This is a genomic window from Pseudomonas sp. MWU12-3088 (assembly GCF_023242405.1).
Classification (GTDB): domain Bacteria; phylum Pseudomonadota; class Gammaproteobacteria; order Pseudomonadales; family Pseudomonadaceae; genus Aquipseudomonas; species Aquipseudomonas kribbensis.
The window spans coordinates 1-18,767 of record NZ_JALJEA010000017.1; the positions used below are offsets into that span (position 1 = coordinate 1).

17 protein-coding genes are annotated in these 18,767 nt (G+C 58.9%); 10 read left to right on the plus strand and 7 right to left on the minus strand.

Annotated features, from left to right (window positions below; genetic code table 11):
* Nucleotides 1–124: 124 nt before the first annotated feature.
* The gene (locus M5B98_RS27320; protein WP_248744560.1) at nucleotides 125–1,504 is read right to left on the minus strand and encodes a lysozyme inhibitor LprI family protein; all 1,380 of its coding nucleotides are present in this window, start codon (nucleotides 1,502–1,504) and stop codon (nucleotides 125–127) included.
* Nucleotides 1,505–1,730: 226 nt separating this feature from the next.
* On the opposite strand from M5B98_RS27320, the gene M5B98_RS27325 reads away from it, so the two are divergent.
* The 4 genes from M5B98_RS27325 (at nucleotide 1,731) to M5B98_RS27340 (ending at nucleotide 6,924) form a co-directional block, all read left to right on the plus strand.
* Nucleotides 1,731–3,335, plus strand: coding sequence for a tetratricopeptide repeat-containing response regulator (locus M5B98_RS27325; protein ID WP_248744561.1), 1,605 nt, complete (start codon nucleotides 1,731–1,733; stop codon nucleotides 3,333–3,335).
* Nucleotides 3,332–4,024 (plus strand): sensor histidine kinase, encoded by a 693-nt coding sequence (locus tag M5B98_RS27330; protein ID WP_248744562.1) that lies wholly within the window; start codon nucleotides 3,332–3,334, stop codon nucleotides 4,022–4,024. Before M5B98_RS27325 ends, M5B98_RS27330 begins: the two co-directional genes overlap by 4 nt.
* Before the next feature lie 219 nt (nucleotides 4,025–4,243).
* Nucleotides 4,244–5,485, plus strand: coding sequence for a glutamine synthetase family protein (locus M5B98_RS27335; protein ID WP_248744592.1), 1,242 nt, complete (start codon nucleotides 4,244–4,246; stop codon nucleotides 5,483–5,485).
* 68 nt (nucleotides 5,486–5,553) lie between these two features.
* Nucleotides 5,554–6,924, plus strand: a complete 1,371-nt coding sequence (locus M5B98_RS27340) for an MFS transporter (RefSeq protein WP_248744563.1) — start codon at nucleotides 5,554–5,556, stop codon at nucleotides 6,922–6,924.
* Between the two features lie 75 nt (nucleotides 6,925–6,999).
* Here the strand turns inward: M5B98_RS27340 and M5B98_RS27345 are convergent, their stop codons facing one another.
* The 5 genes from M5B98_RS27345 to flgA form a co-directional block, all read right to left on the minus strand.
* The gene (locus tag M5B98_RS27345; protein ID WP_114884861.1) at nucleotides 7,000–7,734 is read right to left on the minus strand and encodes a flagellar brake protein; all 735 of its coding nucleotides are present in this window, start codon (nucleotides 7,732–7,734) and stop codon (nucleotides 7,000–7,002) included.
* 95 nt (nucleotides 7,735–7,829) lie between these two features.
* Nucleotides 7,830–8,297: a flagella synthesis protein FlgN gene (locus M5B98_RS27350; protein ID WP_114884859.1), complete on the minus strand. Its 468-nt coding sequence runs from the start codon at nucleotides 8,295–8,297 to the stop codon at nucleotides 7,830–7,832.
* Between the two features lie 48 nt (nucleotides 8,298–8,345).
* Nucleotides 8,346–8,672: a flagellar biosynthesis anti-sigma factor FlgM gene (gene flgM / locus M5B98_RS27355; RefSeq protein ID WP_085711005.1), complete on the minus strand. Its 327-nt coding sequence runs from the start codon at nucleotides 8,670–8,672 to the stop codon at nucleotides 8,346–8,348.
* 1 nt (nucleotide 8,673) lies between these two features.
* Nucleotides 8,674–8,835, minus strand: a complete 162-nt coding sequence (locus tag M5B98_RS27360; RefSeq protein ID WP_248744564.1) for a hypothetical protein — start codon at nucleotides 8,833–8,835, stop codon at nucleotides 8,674–8,676.
* A 31-nt stretch (nucleotides 8,836–8,866) separates the two neighbouring features.
* Complete coding sequence (gene flgA / locus M5B98_RS27365) at nucleotides 8,867–9,628, minus strand: flagellar basal body P-ring formation chaperone FlgA (protein ID WP_085711004.1); 762 nt, start codon at nucleotides 9,626–9,628, stop codon at nucleotides 8,867–8,869.
* Between the two features lie 82 nt (nucleotides 9,629–9,710).
* Here flgA and M5B98_RS27370 point away from each other — a divergent pair, with 82 nt between their 5' ends.
* The 6 genes from M5B98_RS27370 (at nucleotide 9,711) to flgE (ending at nucleotide 14,702) form a co-directional block, all read left to right on the plus strand.
* Nucleotides 9,711–10,643, plus strand: coding sequence for a chemotaxis protein CheV (locus M5B98_RS27370; protein ID WP_065258844.1), 933 nt, complete (start codon nucleotides 9,711–9,713; stop codon nucleotides 10,641–10,643).
* 47 nt (nucleotides 10,644–10,690) lie between these two features.
* A complete protein-coding gene (gene cheR, locus M5B98_RS27375; protein WP_007960327.1) occupies nucleotides 10,691–11,518 on the plus strand; it encodes a protein-glutamate O-methyltransferase CheR in 828 nt (275 codons plus the stop codon).
* A 241-nt stretch (nucleotides 11,519–11,759) separates the two neighbouring features.
* Nucleotides 11,760–12,167, plus strand: a complete 408-nt coding sequence (gene flgB, locus M5B98_RS27380) for a flagellar basal body rod protein FlgB (RefSeq protein WP_025112931.1) — start codon at nucleotides 11,760–11,762, stop codon at nucleotides 12,165–12,167.
* A 3-nt stretch (nucleotides 12,168–12,170) separates the two neighbouring features.
* Nucleotides 12,171–12,614 (plus strand): flagellar basal body rod protein FlgC, encoded by a 444-nt coding sequence (gene flgC / locus M5B98_RS27385; RefSeq protein ID WP_054593596.1) that lies wholly within the window; start codon nucleotides 12,171–12,173, stop codon nucleotides 12,612–12,614.
* A 15-nt stretch (nucleotides 12,615–12,629) separates the two neighbouring features.
* A complete protein-coding gene (flgD, locus tag M5B98_RS27390) occupies nucleotides 12,630–13,358 on the plus strand; it encodes a flagellar hook assembly protein FlgD (protein WP_085711003.1) in 729 nt (242 codons plus the stop codon).
* Between the two features lie 30 nt (nucleotides 13,359–13,388).
* Nucleotides 13,389–14,702 carry a flagellar hook protein FlgE gene (gene flgE, locus M5B98_RS27395; RefSeq protein ID WP_192552203.1) on the plus strand — a complete coding sequence of 438 codons (1,314 nt, stop codon included), beginning with the start codon at nucleotides 13,389–13,391 and terminating at the stop codon, nucleotides 14,700–14,702.
* A 716-nt stretch (nucleotides 14,703–15,418) separates the two neighbouring features.
* Here the strand turns inward: flgE and M5B98_RS27400 are convergent.
* Nucleotides 15,419–18,313, minus strand: a complete 2,895-nt coding sequence (locus M5B98_RS27400) for a ribonucleoside-diphosphate reductase subunit alpha (RefSeq protein ID WP_085711001.1) — start codon at nucleotides 18,311–18,313, stop codon at nucleotides 15,419–15,421.
* Nucleotides 18,314–18,767 lie beyond the last annotated feature (454 nt).

Consider the following 18,767-nt stretch of genomic DNA (forward strand, 5'->3'; position numbering starts at 1 on the left):
TCCGCAGGAAAGTTTCTATTTCTGCTTATCCATTGAGCACGCTAGACCTGGCCAAGGTTTGCTCGCTTAAAAAAGCCCCGCGCAGGATGACCTGACGGGGCTTTTTTATTGTGCGTTTCACAGATTATTCTGCGGCGCCGCCTCCGACTTCGCCAATCGAAGTACTGATCTCGATAATGCGTCGGCGGCCATTGACCTCGTAGCTACGCTCCTCGTCTCCCGAGCCTGGCTTGCGCAAGGTCAGCTGCCCAAATAATCCGCGTTTTTCGCTGTAGGTTCCGAACCAATTGTTCAATCTTGCAATAAAGCATTCGGTGCCAATAATCACCGGGAAGTCAGCCACCGATTCTATGGCGTAATAGCCCGCGCCATAGCTGTAATACTCCTCAACGTCTTTGGCTGACGGAGGAATGGGGCAAATCGGCTGCCTCTCCTGCGTGGAATCGGATGGCACTTGATCCATACCGACCAAGCCTTGGGCGAGTGCGCGTTGCAATTCCGGTTTCAGCTTGTAAGTGGTGTTGCTGTCTTCATGCTGCTGTGTGAGTGGAATGTGCAGTTGATAGCGGTAGCGAACTTTGACGGTAGGTACCTGGCGGTTGATTTGCAGAGGGCTGAGAAGGTAGACCTGATCAATACCATATCCACTGTCACGATAGGCGGCGTAAACCTTTCCGTGAATGCTGATCCAGCTCACTGATTGATTGGCACCGCGATCATTAATCGAGTACAGCGAACTGCCGGCAACTGATTCCTGACCGCGCGCAGCTGTTCTGCGGATAAATCTATCGCCATCACGGCGGTAGGTTTCGATGAAGGTGAACAGTCCCGTGCCGCCTGTATAAATCTGAACAATCAGATCGCGATGACCGTCGCCATCCAGATCAAGCAAGGTAAACGAGGTTTGACCGAGTTCGGTGTCGGCATCCAGGTTTGAGGCTTGCAAGGCGCTCCATTCACTCTCGCCAACGCCCTTGGGAATGGTCTTCGGGAAGTGCGTTTTTTCGGAGTATTGATCGTCATCAGGCTCTGCAGAAAATGAAGTCTGACCATTTTTGATCGATAGGGCGTCGAGTGTTCGCTCCAGCGCAAACTCCGGATCGATTTTGCTTGCCGCCCGGATGTTCTTTTGCAGATCCTCCAGAACCTCTTGGTCGATCTCATTCGGTTTGTAGACAACAGCTTCCTTCCACTGCGCCTGCAACAACTGCAAACGTTCGCGATAGCTTTGCCCGAGGCACGAAATGTCTTCGGCACACTCGTTCCGTGCTTTCAGCCAAAGCCGTTGAGTGCGTTTGAGGTCCGGCAGTTTATCAGTGGGGTTTTTCATCAATCCCCGATAAACCACTCCCATTTGTGCATCCAATTCATACAGCCCTTTATCGGCACAAATAGTGTTTTCGACGGTGTTTACCGCTTTTGTGCAGTCCATTCCGGTCGCCATTGCCTGCTGGAGAAACAGCAGAACGCCGGCGGACACGATGTAGCGTCCTTTGATGTGCACGATCCAAGCCTTTTATGAGGGAGTGAGCAGCCGAACAGGCCAGTTGTTGCATAAGGAATCTTGAAGTGTCTGCTTCAGAGAACGTCACTTCTGGCCGATAACCCGATCGGCACTTGCAATCTCATCGGCTGCGCATGAAATCGCTTGATAGCATTTAGCCTCCAGTTATCATCTGCGCGCTTGTGAAAGCCCTCGTTCTTCTACTTCAATTGTCTGGAAATCCTCGATGCTGTCGTATCACCAAAAGAGTTTTCTGATCGTCGATGATTTCTCGGATTTCCGCAGTTCCGTACGCTCGATGTTGCGCGAGTTGGGCGTCAAGGACGTGGACACCGCCGACACCGGTGAGGAGGCGCTGAAAATGTGCGCGCAGAAGTCCTACGATTTCATCCTTCAGGATTTCCACCTGGGTGACGGCAAGAAAAACGGTCAGCAGGTGCTGGAAGACCTGATGATGGAAAAGCTGATCAGTCACGAAGCCGTGTTTGTGATGGTCACCGCCGAGACTAGCCAGGCGATGGTGCTCAGTGCACTGGAGCACGAGCCGGACGCCTACCTGACCAAACCGTTCAACCGAATCGGCCTGGCGCAACGTCTGGAGCGTCTGGAACAGCGCAAAACCCTGCTCAAGCCGATTCTGCAGGCCCTCGATCGTGGCAAGCCGGTCGAGGTGCTTAACGCCTGTATCGCCCTGTGCAAGCAGGACATCCGCTATTCGCCGCTGTGCCTGCGCTACCGCGCCGATGCCTTGCGCGACATGAATCAGAACGAAGCGCTTGAGCGTCTGTATGACAGCATCATCGCCGATCGGCCGTTGCCTTGGGCCTTTGCCGGACTGGGCAAATTGCTGTTCAAGCGCGGTCAGGTGGCCCAGGCCAAAGGCGTGTATGAGAAAGCCCTGAAAGTGTTTCCGATGATGCCGGCGCTGTACGACGGCATGGCGGACGTCCTGGTGGCCGAAGGCGATACCAAAGGCGCACAGCGGACACTGGAGGAGGCGATTCGTCTGTCACCGCTGGCGGTACGCCGGCAGGCGCTGCTCGGCAAACTGGCAATGGCCAACGAGGATTTCGACACGGCGTCGCGGGCCTACCGTCAGGCTGTGGCGCAGGGTGCGCAGTCGCGCTTCAAGGATCCGGAAAGCAACCTGGGTCTTGCCCATGCGCTGATCAGCAAGGGCAGCGAAAAGGGCCTTGATACCCGCACGCGGCTGGAAATCAACACCACCCTCAGTGCCGTGGCCAAGGAAAACCCGACCGATCCGGGCCTGCAGATTCGCGCGCGCCTGATGAAGGCCACCAGTCTGTTGCTCAATGACGCCGAGACCGCCGAGAAGCTCACCGAACAAGCGCTGATGCGTCTCGACGGCATGGAACAGTTCATGAGCCCCGAGGCCGCGCTGCTGGTCGCCAAGCAATTGCAGATGCTGGGGCAGGCCGAGGCGGGCACGTCGATGCTCAAGAGCTGTGCGGAAATCTACGGCGATGACCCGACGGTGATGAAAGACATCGCCAAACTCACCGACGACCCGACTATTCTCAGCTCCAGTAATGCCGCCGCCGACCTCAACCGTCAGGGCGTGCGCGTGTACAAGACCGGCAACCTGGTGGAAGCCCGCGAGGTATTCCGCAAGGCGCTGAAGATGCAACCGAAGAACATCAGTATTGCGCTGAACATGGCGCAGTCGCTGCTGCACGGCACCGACACCAGTGTGCCCTCGGCGGAGCTGGAAGAATGTCGGGCCTGCCTGAAAATGGTTGGCCTGATGCCCGACACCGACGCGCGTTATCCGCGTTATCAGAAGCTGAAAAGCAAGGCGTTTGGCGAATGAACCAAGACGAGCAGGCACTGGATTTTTCCATGGTGATTGCCTCCACCGTGCACGACATGAAGAACTCCCTGGCCATGCTGATGCAGGCCCACAGCCAATGGCTGGCGCGTTTGCCCGAGGCTCAGCGGCAGGCGCCGGAGCAGGGTGTGATCGACTTCGAGTTCGCCCACCTCAACGGCATGCTGGTGCAGTTGCTCGGGCTGTACAAGCTCGGCGTCAACCAGATGCCATTGCAGCCGGCCTATCATGAACTGGACGATTTCATCGAGGCGCAACTGGCGGCTCACCAAGAGGTGTTCGCCAGTCGCGGCATTGTCGCGACTTACGAAGTCGACCCGCTCAGTCCATTGGGTTTCTTTGATCGTGAACTGATCGCTTCGGTACTGGGCAACTGCATCAACAACGCGATCCGCTACGCCCGTGAATCGCTGCTGATCACCGTCAGCGACGAGGCAGGGCAACTGGTGCTGAGCATCAACGACGACGGCGACGGTTACCCGGTCGAGATGCTCGAACGTCAGGCCGATTATGTGCAGGGCATCAATCACAGCAGTGGCAGTACCGGCCTCGGTCTGTACTTCGCCGGGCGCATCGCGGCACTGCATCAGCGCAACGGTGTCGGCGGTCGTACCGAGATCCGCAATGGCGGGCCATTGGGTGGCGGCGTGTTCAGTATTTACCTGCCCTGATTCACGAATTCATCGACTGGCATTCTTTTTGTTGGCCGCTGCTTGATATTCCGAACAGCTGAAGCCTATTTTGTCCGGGTCGCCGTTCGCGGCTCGCACAATAACAAGGATTGCGTCATGACAACCGATGGCCAGCGTTCACTCGCGCAGCGATTGACGGGCATTGATGAAATTGAATGTGTCACGCCGGATTTGAACGGCGTGCCACGGGGCAAGGTAATGACCGCCGAGGGTTTCCTCGAAGGGCGGCGTTTGCAGATGGCCCGGGGGGTGCTGCTGCAATGCATCATGGGGGGCTATCCCGCTGCACGGTTCTACGGCAGCGATGACGGCGACCTCGCGCTGGTCGCCGATCCTGCGCAGATCTATCCTCTGCCGTGGAGCCAGGAGCCGCGTGCGCTGGCCATTTGTGATGCCGATGAGCTGACCGGCGAGAGCTCCAACCTGTCGACTCGTGGCCAGCTCAAGAAAGTCATTGCCCGCTACGCCGCCCTCGGCCTGGCGCCGGTAGTGGCAACTGAGCTCGAATTCTTTGTGTTCGCGCCGAACACCGATCCGACGCAACCGTTCCAGCCACCGGTCGGCCTCGACGGTCGTCGCGAGGACGGTCACTCGGCGTTCAGCGTCAGTTCCAACAACGGTCTGCGGCCGTTCTTCAGTGAAGTCTATAAATGCATGGCGGCCCTGGGCCTGCCGCGCGATACCTTCATGCACGAGATGGGTGTCAGCCAGTTCGAGATCAACCTGTTGCACGGTGATCCGCTGTTGCTGGCCGACCAGACTTTCCTGTTCAAGCACCTGCTCAAGGAAGTCGCGCTCAAGCATGGCCTGACCGTGGTCTGCATGGCCAAGCCTTTGGCGCACACGCCGGGCAGTTCGATGCACATCCACCAGAGCATCGTCGAGATCGGCAGCGGCAAGAATGTGTTCAGCGATGAGAACGGTCAGCCGACCGCGATGTTCCGCCACTTCATCGGCGGGCAGCAGGCGGGCATGGCGGACTTCACCGCGCTGTTTGCGCCGAACGTCAATTCCTATCAGCGCCTGTGCCATCCGTTCGCCTCGCCGAACAATGCTTGCTGGTCTCACGACAACCGCGCTGCGGGTCTGCGGATTCCGGCCAGTTCTCCGGTTGCCCGTCGGGTCGAGAACCGTTTGCCGGGCGCCGATGCCAACCCTTATCTGGCGATTGCCGCGAGCCTGGCGGCCGGTCTGCACGGTATTGAACATGAGCTGGAGCCAAGTGCGCCGATCCAGGGTGAATTCGAAGTGCCGGACAATCTTTCGCTGCCGTGTACGTTGCACGCCGCGATCGAGCGTCTGAAGCGCAGCCAGTTGGCCAAGGAACTGTTTGGCAAGGAGTTCATCGAAGGCTACATCGCTTCGAAGACCATGGAACTGACCAGTTTCTTTGATGAGATCACTCCCTGGGAACGGCGCGTTCTGGCAGCCCAGGCCTGACGAAATGTCGTCATCGGGCTATCGTTCGATAGCCCGACACTCACCGCAAGGAGCCGCTCGGAACGCCGATGCGCCAAATCTGGAAATCCTTTCGAGCGCTGTATTTCGCCTCGCTGATGATGTTGATCGGCTCGGGCCTTCTTTCCACCTATCTGGCGTTGCGCCTGGCGGCCGACCATGTCGACGGACTGTGGGTCGGTGCGTTGATGGCGGCCAACTATTTCGGTCTGGTGCTGGGCGGCAAGATCGGCCACCGGTTGATTGCCCGGGTCGGACATATTCGCGCGTACTCCGCTTGTGCGGGGATCGTCGGCGCGGCGGTGCTCGGTCATGGTCTGGTGGACTGGCTGCCGGCGTGGCTGGTGCTGCGGACCATCGTCGGCCTCGGCATGATGTGCCAGTACATGGTCATCGAGAGCTGGCTGAACGAGCAGGCCGATGCCAACCAGCGCGGCGTGGTGTTCAGCGGCTACATGATTGCTTCGTATCTGGGGCTGGTGCTCGGTCAGCTGATTCTGGTCATGCACCCGGGGCTGGGCCTGGAACTGTTGATGCTGGTCGCCCTGTGTTTTGCCCTGTGTCTGGTGCCGGTGGCGCTGACCCGGCGGATTCACCCGGCGCCGTTGCATCCGGCACCGATGGAGCCGCGCTTCTTCATCAAGCGCGTGCCGCAGTCGTTGAGTACGGTGCTCGGGGCAGGGCTGATCATCGGCTCGTTCTACGGTCTGGCGCCGCTCTATGCGTCGCAGCAGGGGTTGTCCACCGAGCAGGTCGGTCTGTTCATGGGTACCTGCATTTTTGCCGGGCTGCTGGTGCAGTGGCCGTTGGGCTGGTTGTCCGACCGTTATGACCGGGCCTTACTGATCCGCTGCTTCGCCGGGTTTCTGGCCGTCGCCGCATTGCCGCTGGCGATCATGCCGCAGGTGCCACTGGAGATTTTATTCGTCGTCGGCTTCCTGTGTTCGCTGGTGCAGTTCTGCCTGTACCCGCTGGCCGTGGCGTTCTCCAACGACCATGTCGAAGGCGATCGGCGAGTGTCGCTGACGGCGATGCTGCTGGTGACCTACGGGGTGGGCGCCAGCATCGGACCGCTGCTGGCCGGTGTGTTGATGAAAATGTTCGGTAGCCAGAGCCTGTATGCGTTCTTTACCTTTTTCGCGCTGGTGCTGGTGTGGCGCATCCGGCCGAAAGCCGTGACCAACCTGCACCAGGTCGACGACGCACCGCTGCATCACGTGGCGATGCCGGACAGCATGTCCAGTTCGCCGCTGGTGGCAGCACTCGATCCACGAGTAGACGAGCAAGTGGTGCAGGAGCAGATGCAGACCACAGTCGCACCTGAACCGGCACCCGAGCCCGCCACTGAACCTGAATCACCTGTGGAGCCTGATGCCGGCAACGACAATCCTGCGCCGGACATCAGTGGCGCCAGGCCTTGATCCTGAAAAAACACCAGGCATAAAAAAACGGGCAGTCACCGCAAGGGACTGCCCGTTTTTCATGGCGCGTTTGAATCAGAGATCGTCTTTGTCGAAGCGCCGTGCTTCACGTTGCAGCTGATAGACGAAACGCTCGACGTTGCGCGCTGCCGGGCCGCTGATGTTGTGAAAACGCAGGCCGGCGAAGGTGATGTTGAGTTTTTCTTCGAAGTGCAGGTAACGCAGCTCGACCGCTGCGGGCTGGTTGCCGAACAGCGGCGGGGCGATCAGGCGATCGTAGACCTGGCCCAGTTGCAGGCGGTCGGTGATGTCACCTTCGAAACGCAGCTTGCAGCCGGTGGCGGAGATATCCAGCAGTTTGCCACCGATCGGCGACTTGAGCTTTTCGCCGCCCAGTTCGACGCTCACCAGATCGGTCAGCTTCAGTGCGGCGCGGAAGGCGTTGCGGCGCTGGTGATAGACCACTTCGGTGGGCATCTCGCCGACATAGAAGCGGTCACCGTCGGATTCCTTGATGTCCAGCGTGCCGTTGTATTCCCAGGCGATGCGTACGCCTTCATGGAAGCCTTCGACCTTGAACGGTTCACCAGCCAGCAGGAAGCGCTCGCCATCGCGCGGAATCATTTCATCCAGGGCAATCGTGGCGGTTTCCCGGTCGACCTTGATCAGGTAGCTCTGGAAGCGCTGGCTGCGCTCGTGAAAGGTGATGATCAGCGGATCGTGGCTCTCTTGCAGCTGGCGCAGATTGCTGGAGATCTCCAGGGGCGTGGTAAGCACCTTTGGGGGCTGCGGAGCGTCATCATTGGACACGTTAAATCAATCTCCAGACAAATTTTGACTACGGCTGGCCAGTATTTTGCCAGCATGTATCGCGCGTTGATAGGGCGCAAGCATAGAAGAAAGAATCACGCCTGGCTGAGCGCGCGCGGTTTCTGCAGTTTGGAGAAGGTGCCGCTGGCATCGTAGAGCGCGGGAGGCTCGCCACCGGTGAGGATTTTCAGCTGATTGGCCGTGGCGGCCTGCTGCATCACGATCGACTGGCCATTCTTGACGTTGGCCGCCTGGCACTGGGCGATCAGGTCGGTCAGGACATCGCTCTGGCTCAGCAACTGATCGCCGATGCTCGACTGGCTGGCCAGTTGTTCCAGGCCCTGGCGGTCGAGCGACAGATTGAGGCTGGCGAGGATTTCGCTGCGCTTGCGGCCATGCTGCTCGAGCAGAATGATCAATGCCTGTTTGCGCGCCAGAATTTCTTCCAGCAGGGGCATGTCGCGACCGTGCAAGGCGAGGGACTCGGTATGCAGTAACTCCAGCAGTTGTTGAGCTGGAGCAAAGTCGTCGGTGATCAGTTGCAATAAAGTAGTGTCGTGCATGGCTGGCCTTGGGTTTTAAGCGTCCAAAAGCCTGGCGCAGGCCGAGGCCTAGCGCTGGGCTTCGAAGTTGAGCAGTTTGCTGGCTACACGGTTGCTGTCGACTTTGTAGCTGCCATCGGCAATCGCTGCTTTCAACTCGGCCACGCGGGCTTTGTCGACGGCAGGCTGATCGCGCAGCTTGTCAGTGACCTTCTGCAACTGTTGAGCCTCATTGCTGAGGTGTACCGATTCCCCGCTTTTTGCGGTACTGGCCTGTTCGGCCGGGGTATTCAGCGGCGCGGAGGTGCCGGTTTCGGCGGTTTCCTTGGGCGCGCTGGTACGTGTACTGCCCGTAAGTGACGAGGAGCTGTTCAAACGGCTGAAATCGATGACCATGTTAAAAACCTCTGGGAATTTGGACGCTTGCCATGTTCTCGGCCATCCCCTGGAAAACTTTAGGCTCTTTTACCAATAAGCCTGCATGCGCCGCACAGATCCTGCTGCGGAACAGTTTAGGGAACAGCTCAGGTTGGCGCCAGTTTTCTGCGCGATCACTCACGAGGCTTTCCTGTCATTGCTCCAGTCGTTGCTCACATTGCCACTTCCACCTGGCCCGGCGCCATGACCTGCGCCTTGATGACCCGCTGGGAATTAAGGTTTTTCACTCGAATCTGTTCTTTCAGGCCGCCATTGGACAGGGCCTCGCCCGGCATGCGCACGGCCAGTGTGCCGCTACGGGCGGTAATCACCACTTGATCCCCTTTGCGAACGACTTCCGCCTGTTCCAGATGCACAAGGGTAATCACCTGATCGGCGACCGTTGGTCGGGTCAATTTCTGCCCGATCGCCTCATCCACCGACGTCAGGAAGCCCTGATTGATCTGACTGACATCATGCTCGCGCAGGGTCACGTCCTGGGGCTCGATGATGCCGGCGCGCTTGAGCGGGCGAGTGGTGGTCACGACCTCGCGAAACAGGCGGACTTGAGCGGGTACGAACACGGTCCAGGGGGAGGCGCCTTCGCAGCGGACCTTGACCGTTACACGGCCCAGGGGGCGTCCCGGACTCTCCAGGGACGCTGTCAATTCCTTGTCGCACATAGGCATGCGCATGCGCGGATCGAGCTGCTTGACCTCGATTTCATAACGCCCTTCCGTTTGACTGGTAGCCAGATAGTCTTCTACGGTGAATTCAAGAAAGCCCTGAGTGACGCCGATAAGCATGTCAGGCAAGGTAACCGCATCAGCACTGGCAGGGCTGCCCGCGAAAAACAGGCAAGCGGCAGACACCGCGCAAAGTCCTCTGCGGATAGGGGATGTCAGGCGTCGGAAAAATGTCGTTTGAATGTTCATACGAGTTAAAAAGCAAGCGCCGTGCCGTTTAGCAATGAATGTGCGTCGCAACAACACTTGGCGTTGGTGTAGGAGTCTGGGCATGGCTGGTGTAATGGATTCGGTGAACCAGCGCACGCAACTGGTGGGGCAGAATCGCCTGGAGCTGTTGTTGTTCCGTCTCGACGGCCAGCAGCTCTACGGGATCAACGTGTTCAAGGTTCGGGAAGTGCTGCAGTGCCCGCAACTGACGTTGATGCCCAAGTCCAGTCCTGTCGTGTGCGGGGTGGCGAATATCCGGGGGGCGACCATTCCGATCCTCGATCTGGCAATGGCGACCGGCTCCGGGGCGTTGAAAGACAAGAACAGTCCGTTCGTGATCATCACGGAATACAACACCAAGACCCAGGGTTTCCTGGTGCGCTCGGTGGAACGTATCGTCAACATGAACTGGGAAGAGATCCATCCGCCACCCAAGGGGACCGGTCGCGATCATTACCTGACCGCTGTGACTCGGGTGGACAATCAGTTAGTCGAAATCATCGACGTCGAGAAGGTGCTGGCGGAAGTCGCACCGACGCCGGAAGCGATTTCGGTCGGCGTTGTTGATGTCGAGACCCAGAGCAAGGCATTGTCGTTGCGGGTGCTGACGGTCGATGACTCGTCGGTGGCACGCAAGCAGGTGACGCGCTGCCTGCAGACGGTCGGTGTCGAAGTGGTGGCGCTGAACGACGGCAAGCAGGCGCTGGATTACCTGCGCAAGCTGGTCGATGAGGGCAAGAAGCCGGAAGAAGAGTTCCTGATGATGATCTCCGACATCGAAATGCCGGAGATGGACGGGTACACCCTGACGGCGGAAATCCGCGGCGACCCTCGCATGCAAAAGCTTCATATCATCCTGCATACTTCGTTGTCGGGTGTGTTCAACCAGGCGATGGTCAAGAAGGTCGGTGCCGATGACTTCCTGGCCAAATTCCGTCCTGATGACCTGGCATCCCGGGTAGTCGACCGGATCAAAGCAGCAGATATCAGCTAGGGACTTTCCGTCCCTGGCGGTCAACACGATTTAAGAGGCGGCATCATTTGTCTACGGGTAATTTGGATTTCGAACAGTTCCGGGTCTTCCTGGAAAAAGCCTGTGGCATTTTGCTCGGTGAAAACAAGCAGTACCTGGTCTCGAGCCGTCTCAACAAACTGATGGAGCAGCAAGGCATCAAGTCCCTGGGTGAGCTGGTACAGCGCATCCAGACCCAGCCGCGCAGCGGTTTGCGCGAGCAGGTGGTCGATGCCATGACGACCAACGAAACCCTGTGGTTTCGTGACACCTATCCGTTTGAAGTCTTGAAGAACAAGGTGCTGCCCGAGGCGATCAAGGCCGCTCCCAACCAGCGTCTGCGGATCTGGTCGGCGGCCTGTTCGTCGGGTCAGGAACCCTATTCGCTGTCGATGTCGATCGACGAGTTCGAGCGGACCAACATCGGTCAGTTGAAGATGGGCGTGCAGATCGTCGCCACGGATCTGTCCGGCAGCATGCTGACCAACTGCAAGACCGGCGAGTACGACAGCCTGGCGATCGGTCGCGGTCTGTCCGCCGATCGTCTGCAGCGCTACTTCGACCCGAAAGGGCCGGGGCGCTGGGTGATCAAGGCGCCGATCAAGAACCGGGTGGAATTCCGCTCGTTCAACCTGCTCGACAGCTATGCCAGTCTTGGCAAGTTCGACATCGTGTTCTGCCGCAACGTGCTGATCTACTTCTCCGCCGAGGTGAAGAAAGACATCCTGTTGCGCATTCACAGCACGCTGAAACCGGGCGGTTATCTGTTCCTCGGCGCTTCCGAAGCGCTGAACGGTTTGCCGGACCATTACCAGATGGTCCAGTGCAGCCCGGGGATCATTTACCAGGCGAAGTGACCGGCACCGGCAACACAAAAAACGGGAGTCCTCAGGGGCTCCCGTTTTTTTATGCCTGAGGGTTTTTGCGGTGGCGGCAAGCGGCAGAAAAGCGGCATCCGGCGGAAACCCGTTGCCGCTTTTCTGGCATTGCCGCCTTGCCGATCCCCTGCAAAGCCCCGGAATCCGGGGCTTTTTAAAACTGGCACGACGCTTGCTATAACCCTGTTACGAAAAACCCGGTCACCTGAAGGTTCCCGACATGAGCATCAGCTTCGATAAAGCGCTCGGAATTCACGAAAAAGCCCTGGGCTTCCGCGCCCAGCGTGCCGAAGTCCTGGCCAACAACATCGCCAACGCCGACACCCCGAACTACAAGGCTCGGGATCTGGATTTCTCCAAAGTGCTCGAAGCACAGAGCCAGAAGAACGCCAACGGCACCATCGCCCTGAATATGACCAACAGCCGTCACATCGAAGCTGAAGGCCTGGGCAATGGCGACGAGTCGCTGATGTATCGCACGCCGATGCAGCCGTCGATCGACCAGAACACCGTTGACGCCCAGCTTGAACAGTCGAACTACGCGGAAAACGCCGTCGGCTTCCAGGCCAGCTTCACGCTGCTCAACAGCAAATTCAAAGGGCTGGTTTCAGCCCTGCGCGGAGAGTAATCCATGTCCCTGTCCAGCGTTTTCAACATTGCCGGCAGCGGCATGAGCGCCCAGACCACGCGTCTCAACACCGTGGCTTCGAACATCGCCAACGCCGAAACCGTCTCGTCGAGCATCGACCAGACCTATCGCGCCCGCCACCCGGTGTTCGCCACCATGTTCCAGGGCGGCCAGAGCGGCGGCAGCAACTCGCTGTTCCAGAACCAGGACGCTGCGGGCCAGGGCGTGCAGGTGCTCGGCGTGGTCGAAGACCAGAGCAACCTCGAAGCGCGCTACGAGCCGAACCATCCGGCCGCTGACGCAAAGGGCTACGTCTACTACCCGAACGTCAACGTGGTGGAAGAAATGGCCGACATGATTTCCGCGAGCCGGTCCTTCCAGACCAACGCCGAAATGATGAACACCGCCAAAACCATGATGCAGAAGGTACTGACCCTCGGTCAGTGATAAGGGGCGACTGCCATGAGTGTTACCGATACCACCAGCAGCCTGACGATGAACGACATACTGGCCAACTCTTCGAAGAAGACCAGTAGCACGACCACCGGCGGCATTGCTTCGGCTACCAACAGCGCCACCGGCGGCCAGGCCCTGGGCAAGGATGCGTTCCTGCAACTGCTGGTAACCCAGCTGAAAAACCAGAACCCGCTCGACCCGCAGGACAACAGTGCATTCGTTGCCCAGCTCGCGCAGTTCAGCAGCCTCGAGGGGATCACCACCCTCAATAGCACCGTGAGTTCGCTGGCCGGCAACTACAACTCGTCGCAAGCCTTGCAGGCTTCGTCGCTGGTTGGCCGCAACGTGATCGTGCAGACCAACTCGGTCCAGCTCGACGATCCGAGCAAAGGCATGACCGGTTCGGTCACCGTTCCGTCGTCGATTGCCGGCGGCACTGTCAGCATCACCGACAGCAGCGGTACGGTCGTTCGCACCATCGATCTGGGCAGTCGCGCCGCAGGCAATGCGAGCTTCACCTGGGACGGCAAGGACAAGGACGGCAACCTGGTGAAGACCGGTACTTATACCGTCAAGGCCAACGCCTCGATCAATGGCACCTCGACCGATATGGCGACCTACCTGCCGGCCACCGTCACCAGCGTGACGATCAGCCAGACCGGCGGCGAGCTGATGCTCAACCTGTCCGGCAAGGGCACCGTCGCCCTGTCCAAAGTACAAACCATTGGTATATAGAGCCGACTAACCGGCACAAAGGAGTGGAATATGTCTTTCAATATCGGCCTTAGCGGTCTCTATGCAGCCAACAAGCAACTGGACGTGACCGGCAACAACATCGCCAACGTCGCGACTGCCGGTTTCAAATCGTCCCGTGCAGAATTCGAAGACGTCTACTCGGCGACTCGCCTGGGTAGCGGCAGCAAGGTCATCGGTAACGGCGTGCGCCTGGCCAACGTTTCCCAGCAGTTCACCCAGGGTGACATCAACAACACCGGCAACGTGCTGGACATGGGGATCAACGGTTCCGGCTTCTTCACCCTGAGCAACAACGGCTCGGTGTCCTACACCCGTGCCGGTACGTTCAAGGTCGACAAGGACGGCTACATCACCAACACCGACTACACCTCGCGTCTGCAGGGCTATGGTGTGGATTCCAACGGCAAGATCATCAACGGCGTGTTGACCGACCTGAAGATCGATACCTCGAACCTGGCGCCGAAGTCCTCCTCGCTGGTGACTTCGACCATCAACCTGAACTCGACCGCTCCGGTGATCGACGATACTGTGGCGGCCGGCAAATTCGATCCGACCAACACAGCGACCTACACCAAGTCGTTCAGTACTCCGATCTATGACAGCCAGGGCAACCAGCACACCATGGATCAATACATGGTCAAGACCGGTGCCAACACCTGGAAGGTCTACACCCTGGTGGACGGTCGTAACCCGGATGCTACCGGCAGTGATCCAAAGGTCACCGCGCCAGTGGCTTCCACCATGACCTTCGACTCCACTGGCAAACTGACTCAGGTCAGCACTCCACCAGCCACGATCAGCAGTGACCTGAAGCTCACTGGCTGGGTACCCGGGACTGTGACCAATGGTGTCTGGACTGCTAACGGTGCTTCGGCAAACCCGGCCGGCATCACCATCTCCATGGCCAAGACCACTCAGTACAACGCCGATACCGCACGCTCGATCCCGACTCAGGACGGCTACGCCACTGGCCAGATCACCAACCTGACCATCGACGGTACCGGTACCCTGTTCGCCAACTTCAGCAACAACCAGAGCAAGGCCATCGGCCAGGTTGCGCTGGCCAGCTTCACCAACGAACAGGGCCTGCAGCCTATCGGCGGTACCAGCTGGAAAGAAACTTATGCTTCGGGTATCCCGGGCTACGACGCGCCGGAAACCGGCACCCTGGGTTCGATCGCTTCCAACTCGCTGGAAGAGTCGAACGTTAACCTGACCAATGAGCTGGTGGACCTGATCAAGGGCCAGAGCAACTATCAGGCGAACGCCAAGACCATCTCCACCCAGAGCACCATCATGCAGACCATCATTCAGATGACCTGATTTTTGGTTGTTCAGGGAGCCCCTCTTTTGAGGGGCTTTTTTTTTGTTTGGCGTGGCGTTCTGGTAGACGGCCATGCTGTGGTTGATTGGGTGAATATCCGTTGTTTCGGGTGTGGCGGCTGGCGGTTTCGCCCTTACGGCGACTCACTTTTTTGACAAACGCCTCAAAAAAGTAAGCAAAAAAACGCTTGCTCCTGCGTTCGGCCCACTCGCTGGGGCTCGGGGTTCCTTCGCTCCGGGATTCATCCGGGGGGCATCGCCTACGGTTTGCTTCGCTGCACCTCCTCTCGATGTGTTTGGCTTCGCCAAACGGTCGCTGCGCTCCCACCCCCGGATAAATCCCTCCACTCAGCCTTCCGACGTCGCCCGAAGATCAAAAGCGGTACTCGAGCTAACGCTCATCGTGTTGAGTGGTGGAAAGCCAAAGCCAAAGCCAAAGCCAAAGCCAAAGCCGAGGCAGGAGTAGGAGTAGTAGGAGGAGTGGAGGCAGAAGAAGCTGAGTTGCATGGCATGTGTTTTAAACCCGAGTTCAACTCGGTATTTCACGTCGGCGTATCTCTCCAAAACAACTCGGTCGGTTCCCTCTCCCTAGGGGAGAGGGCTAGGGTGAGGGGGCTTTTGATTTTTTGTCGCGAGCAAAAGAAAACCCCCGACAAACCAGAAGTCTGTCGGGGGTTTCTCGATCAGGCGTTTCGCAACGCCCGATTCAGCTCAGCTTATTGGCAAGCTTCGCAATCCGGCTCGTCGATGGCGCAGGCCTTCGGCACTGGAGCAGGGCCGGCAGGCGCTGCCAGGACCGAATCGTCACCGTGGTTGCCGCCGCTGGAAACAGCGTTCAGCTTGCCGGTGTTGATGGTCGACTTCTCGGTGCTGGTCGCGGCCAGGGCACGGAGGTAGTAGGTGGTTTTCAGGCCACGGTACCAGGCCATGCGGTAGGTCACGTCGAGTTTCTTGCCCGATGCGCCGGCGATGTACAGGTTCAGCGACTGGGCCTGGTCGATCCACTTCTGACGACGGCTGGCGGCGTCAACGATCCACTTGGTGTCCACTTCGAACGCGGTCGCGTAGAGCTCTTTGAGTTCTTGCGGGATGCGTTCGATCTGCTGAACCGAACCGTCGTAGTACTTCAGGTCGTTGATCATGACCGAGTCCCACAGACCGCGAGCCTTCAGGTCGCGAACCAGGTACGGGTTGATCACGGTGAATTCGCCCGACAGGTTCGATTTCACATACAGGTTCTGATAGGTCGGTTCGATCGACTGCGATACGCCGGTGATGTTGGCGATGGTCGCGGTCGGTGCGATGGCCATGATGTTCGAGTTACGGATGCCTTTCTGTACACGGGCGCGAACCGGTGCCCAGTCCAGGGACTCGGTCAGGTCGACGTCGATGTACTTCTGGCCACGTGCCTCGATCAGGATCTGTTGCGAATCCAGCGGCAGTACGCCTTTGGACCACAGCGAACCCTGGAACGTCTCGTACGAGCCGCGCTCGTCAGCCAGGTCGCAGGAAGCCTGGATCGCGTAGTAGCTGACCGCTTCCATCGACTTGTCGGCGAACTCTACGGCAGCGTCGGAACCGTAAGGGATGTGCTGCAGGTACAGCGCGTCCTGGAAGCCCATGATGCCCAGGCCGACCGGACGGTGACGGAAGTTGGAGTTCTTCGCCTGCGGTACCGAGTAGTAGTTGATGTCGATCACGTTGTCGAGCATGCGTACCGCTACGTCGATGGTGCGCTTGAGCTTGGCGGTGTCCAGCTTGCCGTCGACGATGTGGTTCGGCAGGTTGATCGAGCCCAGGTTGCAGACCGCGATCTCGTCCTTGTTGGTGTTTAGGGTGATCTCGGTGCACAGGTTCGAGCTGTGGACCACGCCGACGTGCTGCTGCGGGCTGCGCAGGTTGCACGGGTCCTTGAACGTCAGCCATGGGTGGCCGGTTTCGAACAGCATCGACAGCATCTTGCGCCACAGGTCTTTGGCCTGGATGGTCTTGAACAGCTTGACCTTGCCCGGGTACTCGGTCAGGGCTTCGTAGTACTCGTAGCGCTCTTCGAAGGCCTTGCCGGTCAGGTCGTGCAGGTCCGGTACTTCGGATGGCGAGAACAGGGTCCACTTGCCGTCATCGAAGACGCGCTTCATGAACAGGTCAGGGATCCAGTTGGCGGTGTTCATGTCGTGGGTACGACGACGATCATCACCGGTGTTCTTGCGGAGTTCGATGAACTCTTCGATGTCCATGTGCCAGGTTTCCAGGTAGGCACACACAGCGCCTTTGCGCTTGCCACCCTGGTTGACGGCAACGGCGGTGTCGTTCACCACTTTCAGGAACGGAACCACGCCCTGGGACTTGCCGTTGGTGCCCTTGATGTACGAACCCAGTGCACGAACCGGAGTCCAGTCGTTGCCCAGGCCACCGGCGAATTTCGACAGCATGGCGTTGTCGTGGATCGCGTGGTAGATGCCCGACAGGTCGTCCGGAACGGTGGTCAGGTAGCAGCTCGACAGCTGTGGACGCAGGGTACCGGCGTTGAACAGGGTCGGGGTCGAAGCCATGTAGTCGAACGAGGACAGCAGGTTGTAGAACTCGATCGCACGGTCTTCTTTCTGCTTCTCTTCGATCGCCAGGCCCATGGCCACACGCATGAAGAAGATCTGCGGCAGTTCGAAGCGCACGCCATCCTTGTGGATGAAGTAACGGTCGTACAGGGTCTGCAGGCCCAGGTAGGTGAATTGCTGGTCGCGCTCGTGATTGATCGCCTTGCCCAGTTTTTCCAGGTCGAAGTCGGCCAGCACAGGGTTCAGCAGTTCGAACTCGATACCTTTGGCGACGTAGGCCGGCAGCGCCTTGGCGTACAGGTCGGCCATCTCGTGGTGGGTCGCGCTCTCGGCGACGCCCAGGAAGCCCAGGCCTTCGGCGCGCAGGGTGTCCATCAGCAGGCGGGCGGTCACGAACGAGTAGTTCGGCTCGCGCTCGACCAGGGTACGGGCGGTCATCACCAGCGCGGTATTGACGTCGTTCAGGGCCACGCCGTCGTACAGGTTCTTCAGGGTTTCGCGCTGGATCAGGTCGCCGTCGACTTCGGCCAGACCTTCGCAGGCTTCGGTGACGATGGTGTTCAGGCGGCCCATGTCCAGCGGCGCGAGGCTGCCGTCGGCGCGGGTGATGCGGATCGACGGGTGCGCTTGTACCGGTGCGTCGGCGGTGGTGCGGGTGGCGCGTTCCTTGGAACGGGCGTCGCGGTAGATCACGTAGTCGCGAGCCACTTTCTGCTCGCCGGCACGCATCAGGGCCAGTTCGACCTGGTCCTGGATTTCTTCGATGTGGATGGTGCCGCCCGAAGGCATGCGACGCTTGAAGGTCGCGGTGACCTGTTCGGTCAGGCGGGCAACGGTGTCGTGGATTCGCGACGAAGCGGCAGCGGTGCCGCCCTCAACTGCGAGAAACGCTTTGGTGATAGCGACGGTGATCTTGTCATCGGTGTAAGGAACGACAGTGCCATTACGCTTGATCACACGCAGTTGACCAGGCGCGGTGGCAGCCAGATCCGAATTCGAATCGGCGGCCTGCGGCAAGGTGCCCTGCGGGTTCTCGCGAGTTGTGTCGGTTTGCATGGGTGTCTCCACGTTCTCTATGTTTGTTTGGGCACCATCACGGTGCCCACCGTTCCGTCCTGAAGCACTACGACCGGCCAGCGCCGGGTAACGACTTCGGGACAGTTCAGGAAGTGGGCCTTGTGGGCGCCGCTTCCATGCCGAAGTCTTCGGTTCGCGCGATACGCGTGAAACCGCATTCCTTTCGGGGAGCAGTTTCGCCACTGCAACACCCGTACCGTTTACGCCGTGATCGGCTGAAAAACGGTAGCCATCCGCAGGCGCGGTTTGGGCTTCTGAAAATACGTTTGGTTCAACCCGACAATGGCAATAAAAAGCCTTGAATTCACTGTCCGGTTTGTGTTTGGTTTTTGGCGCGAACCCCTACATGTAGGGTTTTTTTGAGCGCGGGCTACAAGATAATGCGTTTTGGGGGGCGATTGCAACGGACAGCCTGTGGATAACCCTGTGCGTA

Excerpts from the sequence above, each read along its gene's own strand:
- M5B98_RS27370 (WP_065258844.1), top strand. The coding sequence starts at position 9,711 with ATGGCTGGTGTAATGGATTCGGTGAACCAGCGCACGCAACTGGTGGGG.
- M5B98_RS27350 (WP_114884859.1), bottom strand. The coding sequence starts at position 8,297 with ATGCACGACACTACTTTATTGCAACTGATCACCGACGACTTTGCTCCA.
- M5B98_RS27335 (WP_248744592.1), top strand. The coding sequence starts at position 4,244 with ATGACCGCCGAGGGTTTCCTCGAAGGGCGGCGTTTGCAGATGGCCCGG.
- M5B98_RS27330 (WP_248744562.1), top strand. The coding sequence starts at position 3,332 with ATGAACCAAGACGAGCAGGCACTGGATTTTTCCATGGTGATTGCCTCC.
- M5B98_RS27325 (WP_248744561.1), top strand. The coding sequence starts at position 1,731 with ATGCTGTCGTATCACCAAAAGAGTTTTCTGATCGTCGATGATTTCTCG.
- M5B98_RS27400 (WP_085711001.1), bottom strand. The coding sequence starts at position 18,313 with ATGCAAACCGACACAACTCGCGAGAACCCGCAGGGCACCTTGCCGCAG.
- flgE (WP_192552203.1), top strand. The coding sequence starts at position 13,389 with ATGTCTTTCAATATCGGCCTTAGCGGTCTCTATGCAGCCAACAAGCAA.
- flgC (WP_054593596.1), top strand. The coding sequence starts at position 12,171 with ATGTCCCTGTCCAGCGTTTTCAACATTGCCGGCAGCGGCATGAGCGCC.
- flgA (WP_085711004.1), bottom strand. The coding sequence starts at position 9,628 with ATGAACATTCAAACGACATTTTTCCGACGCCTGACATCCCCTATCCGC.
- flgB (WP_025112931.1), top strand. The coding sequence starts at position 11,760 with ATGAGCATCAGCTTCGATAAAGCGCTCGGAATTCACGAAAAAGCCCTG.
- flgM (WP_085711005.1), bottom strand. The coding sequence starts at position 8,672 with ATGGTCATCGATTTCAGCCGTTTGAACAGCTCCTCGTCACTTACGGGC.
- M5B98_RS27340 (WP_248744563.1), top strand. The coding sequence starts at position 5,554 with ATGCGCCAAATCTGGAAATCCTTTCGAGCGCTGTATTTCGCCTCGCTG.
- flgD (WP_085711003.1), top strand. The coding sequence starts at position 12,630 with ATGAGTGTTACCGATACCACCAGCAGCCTGACGATGAACGACATACTG.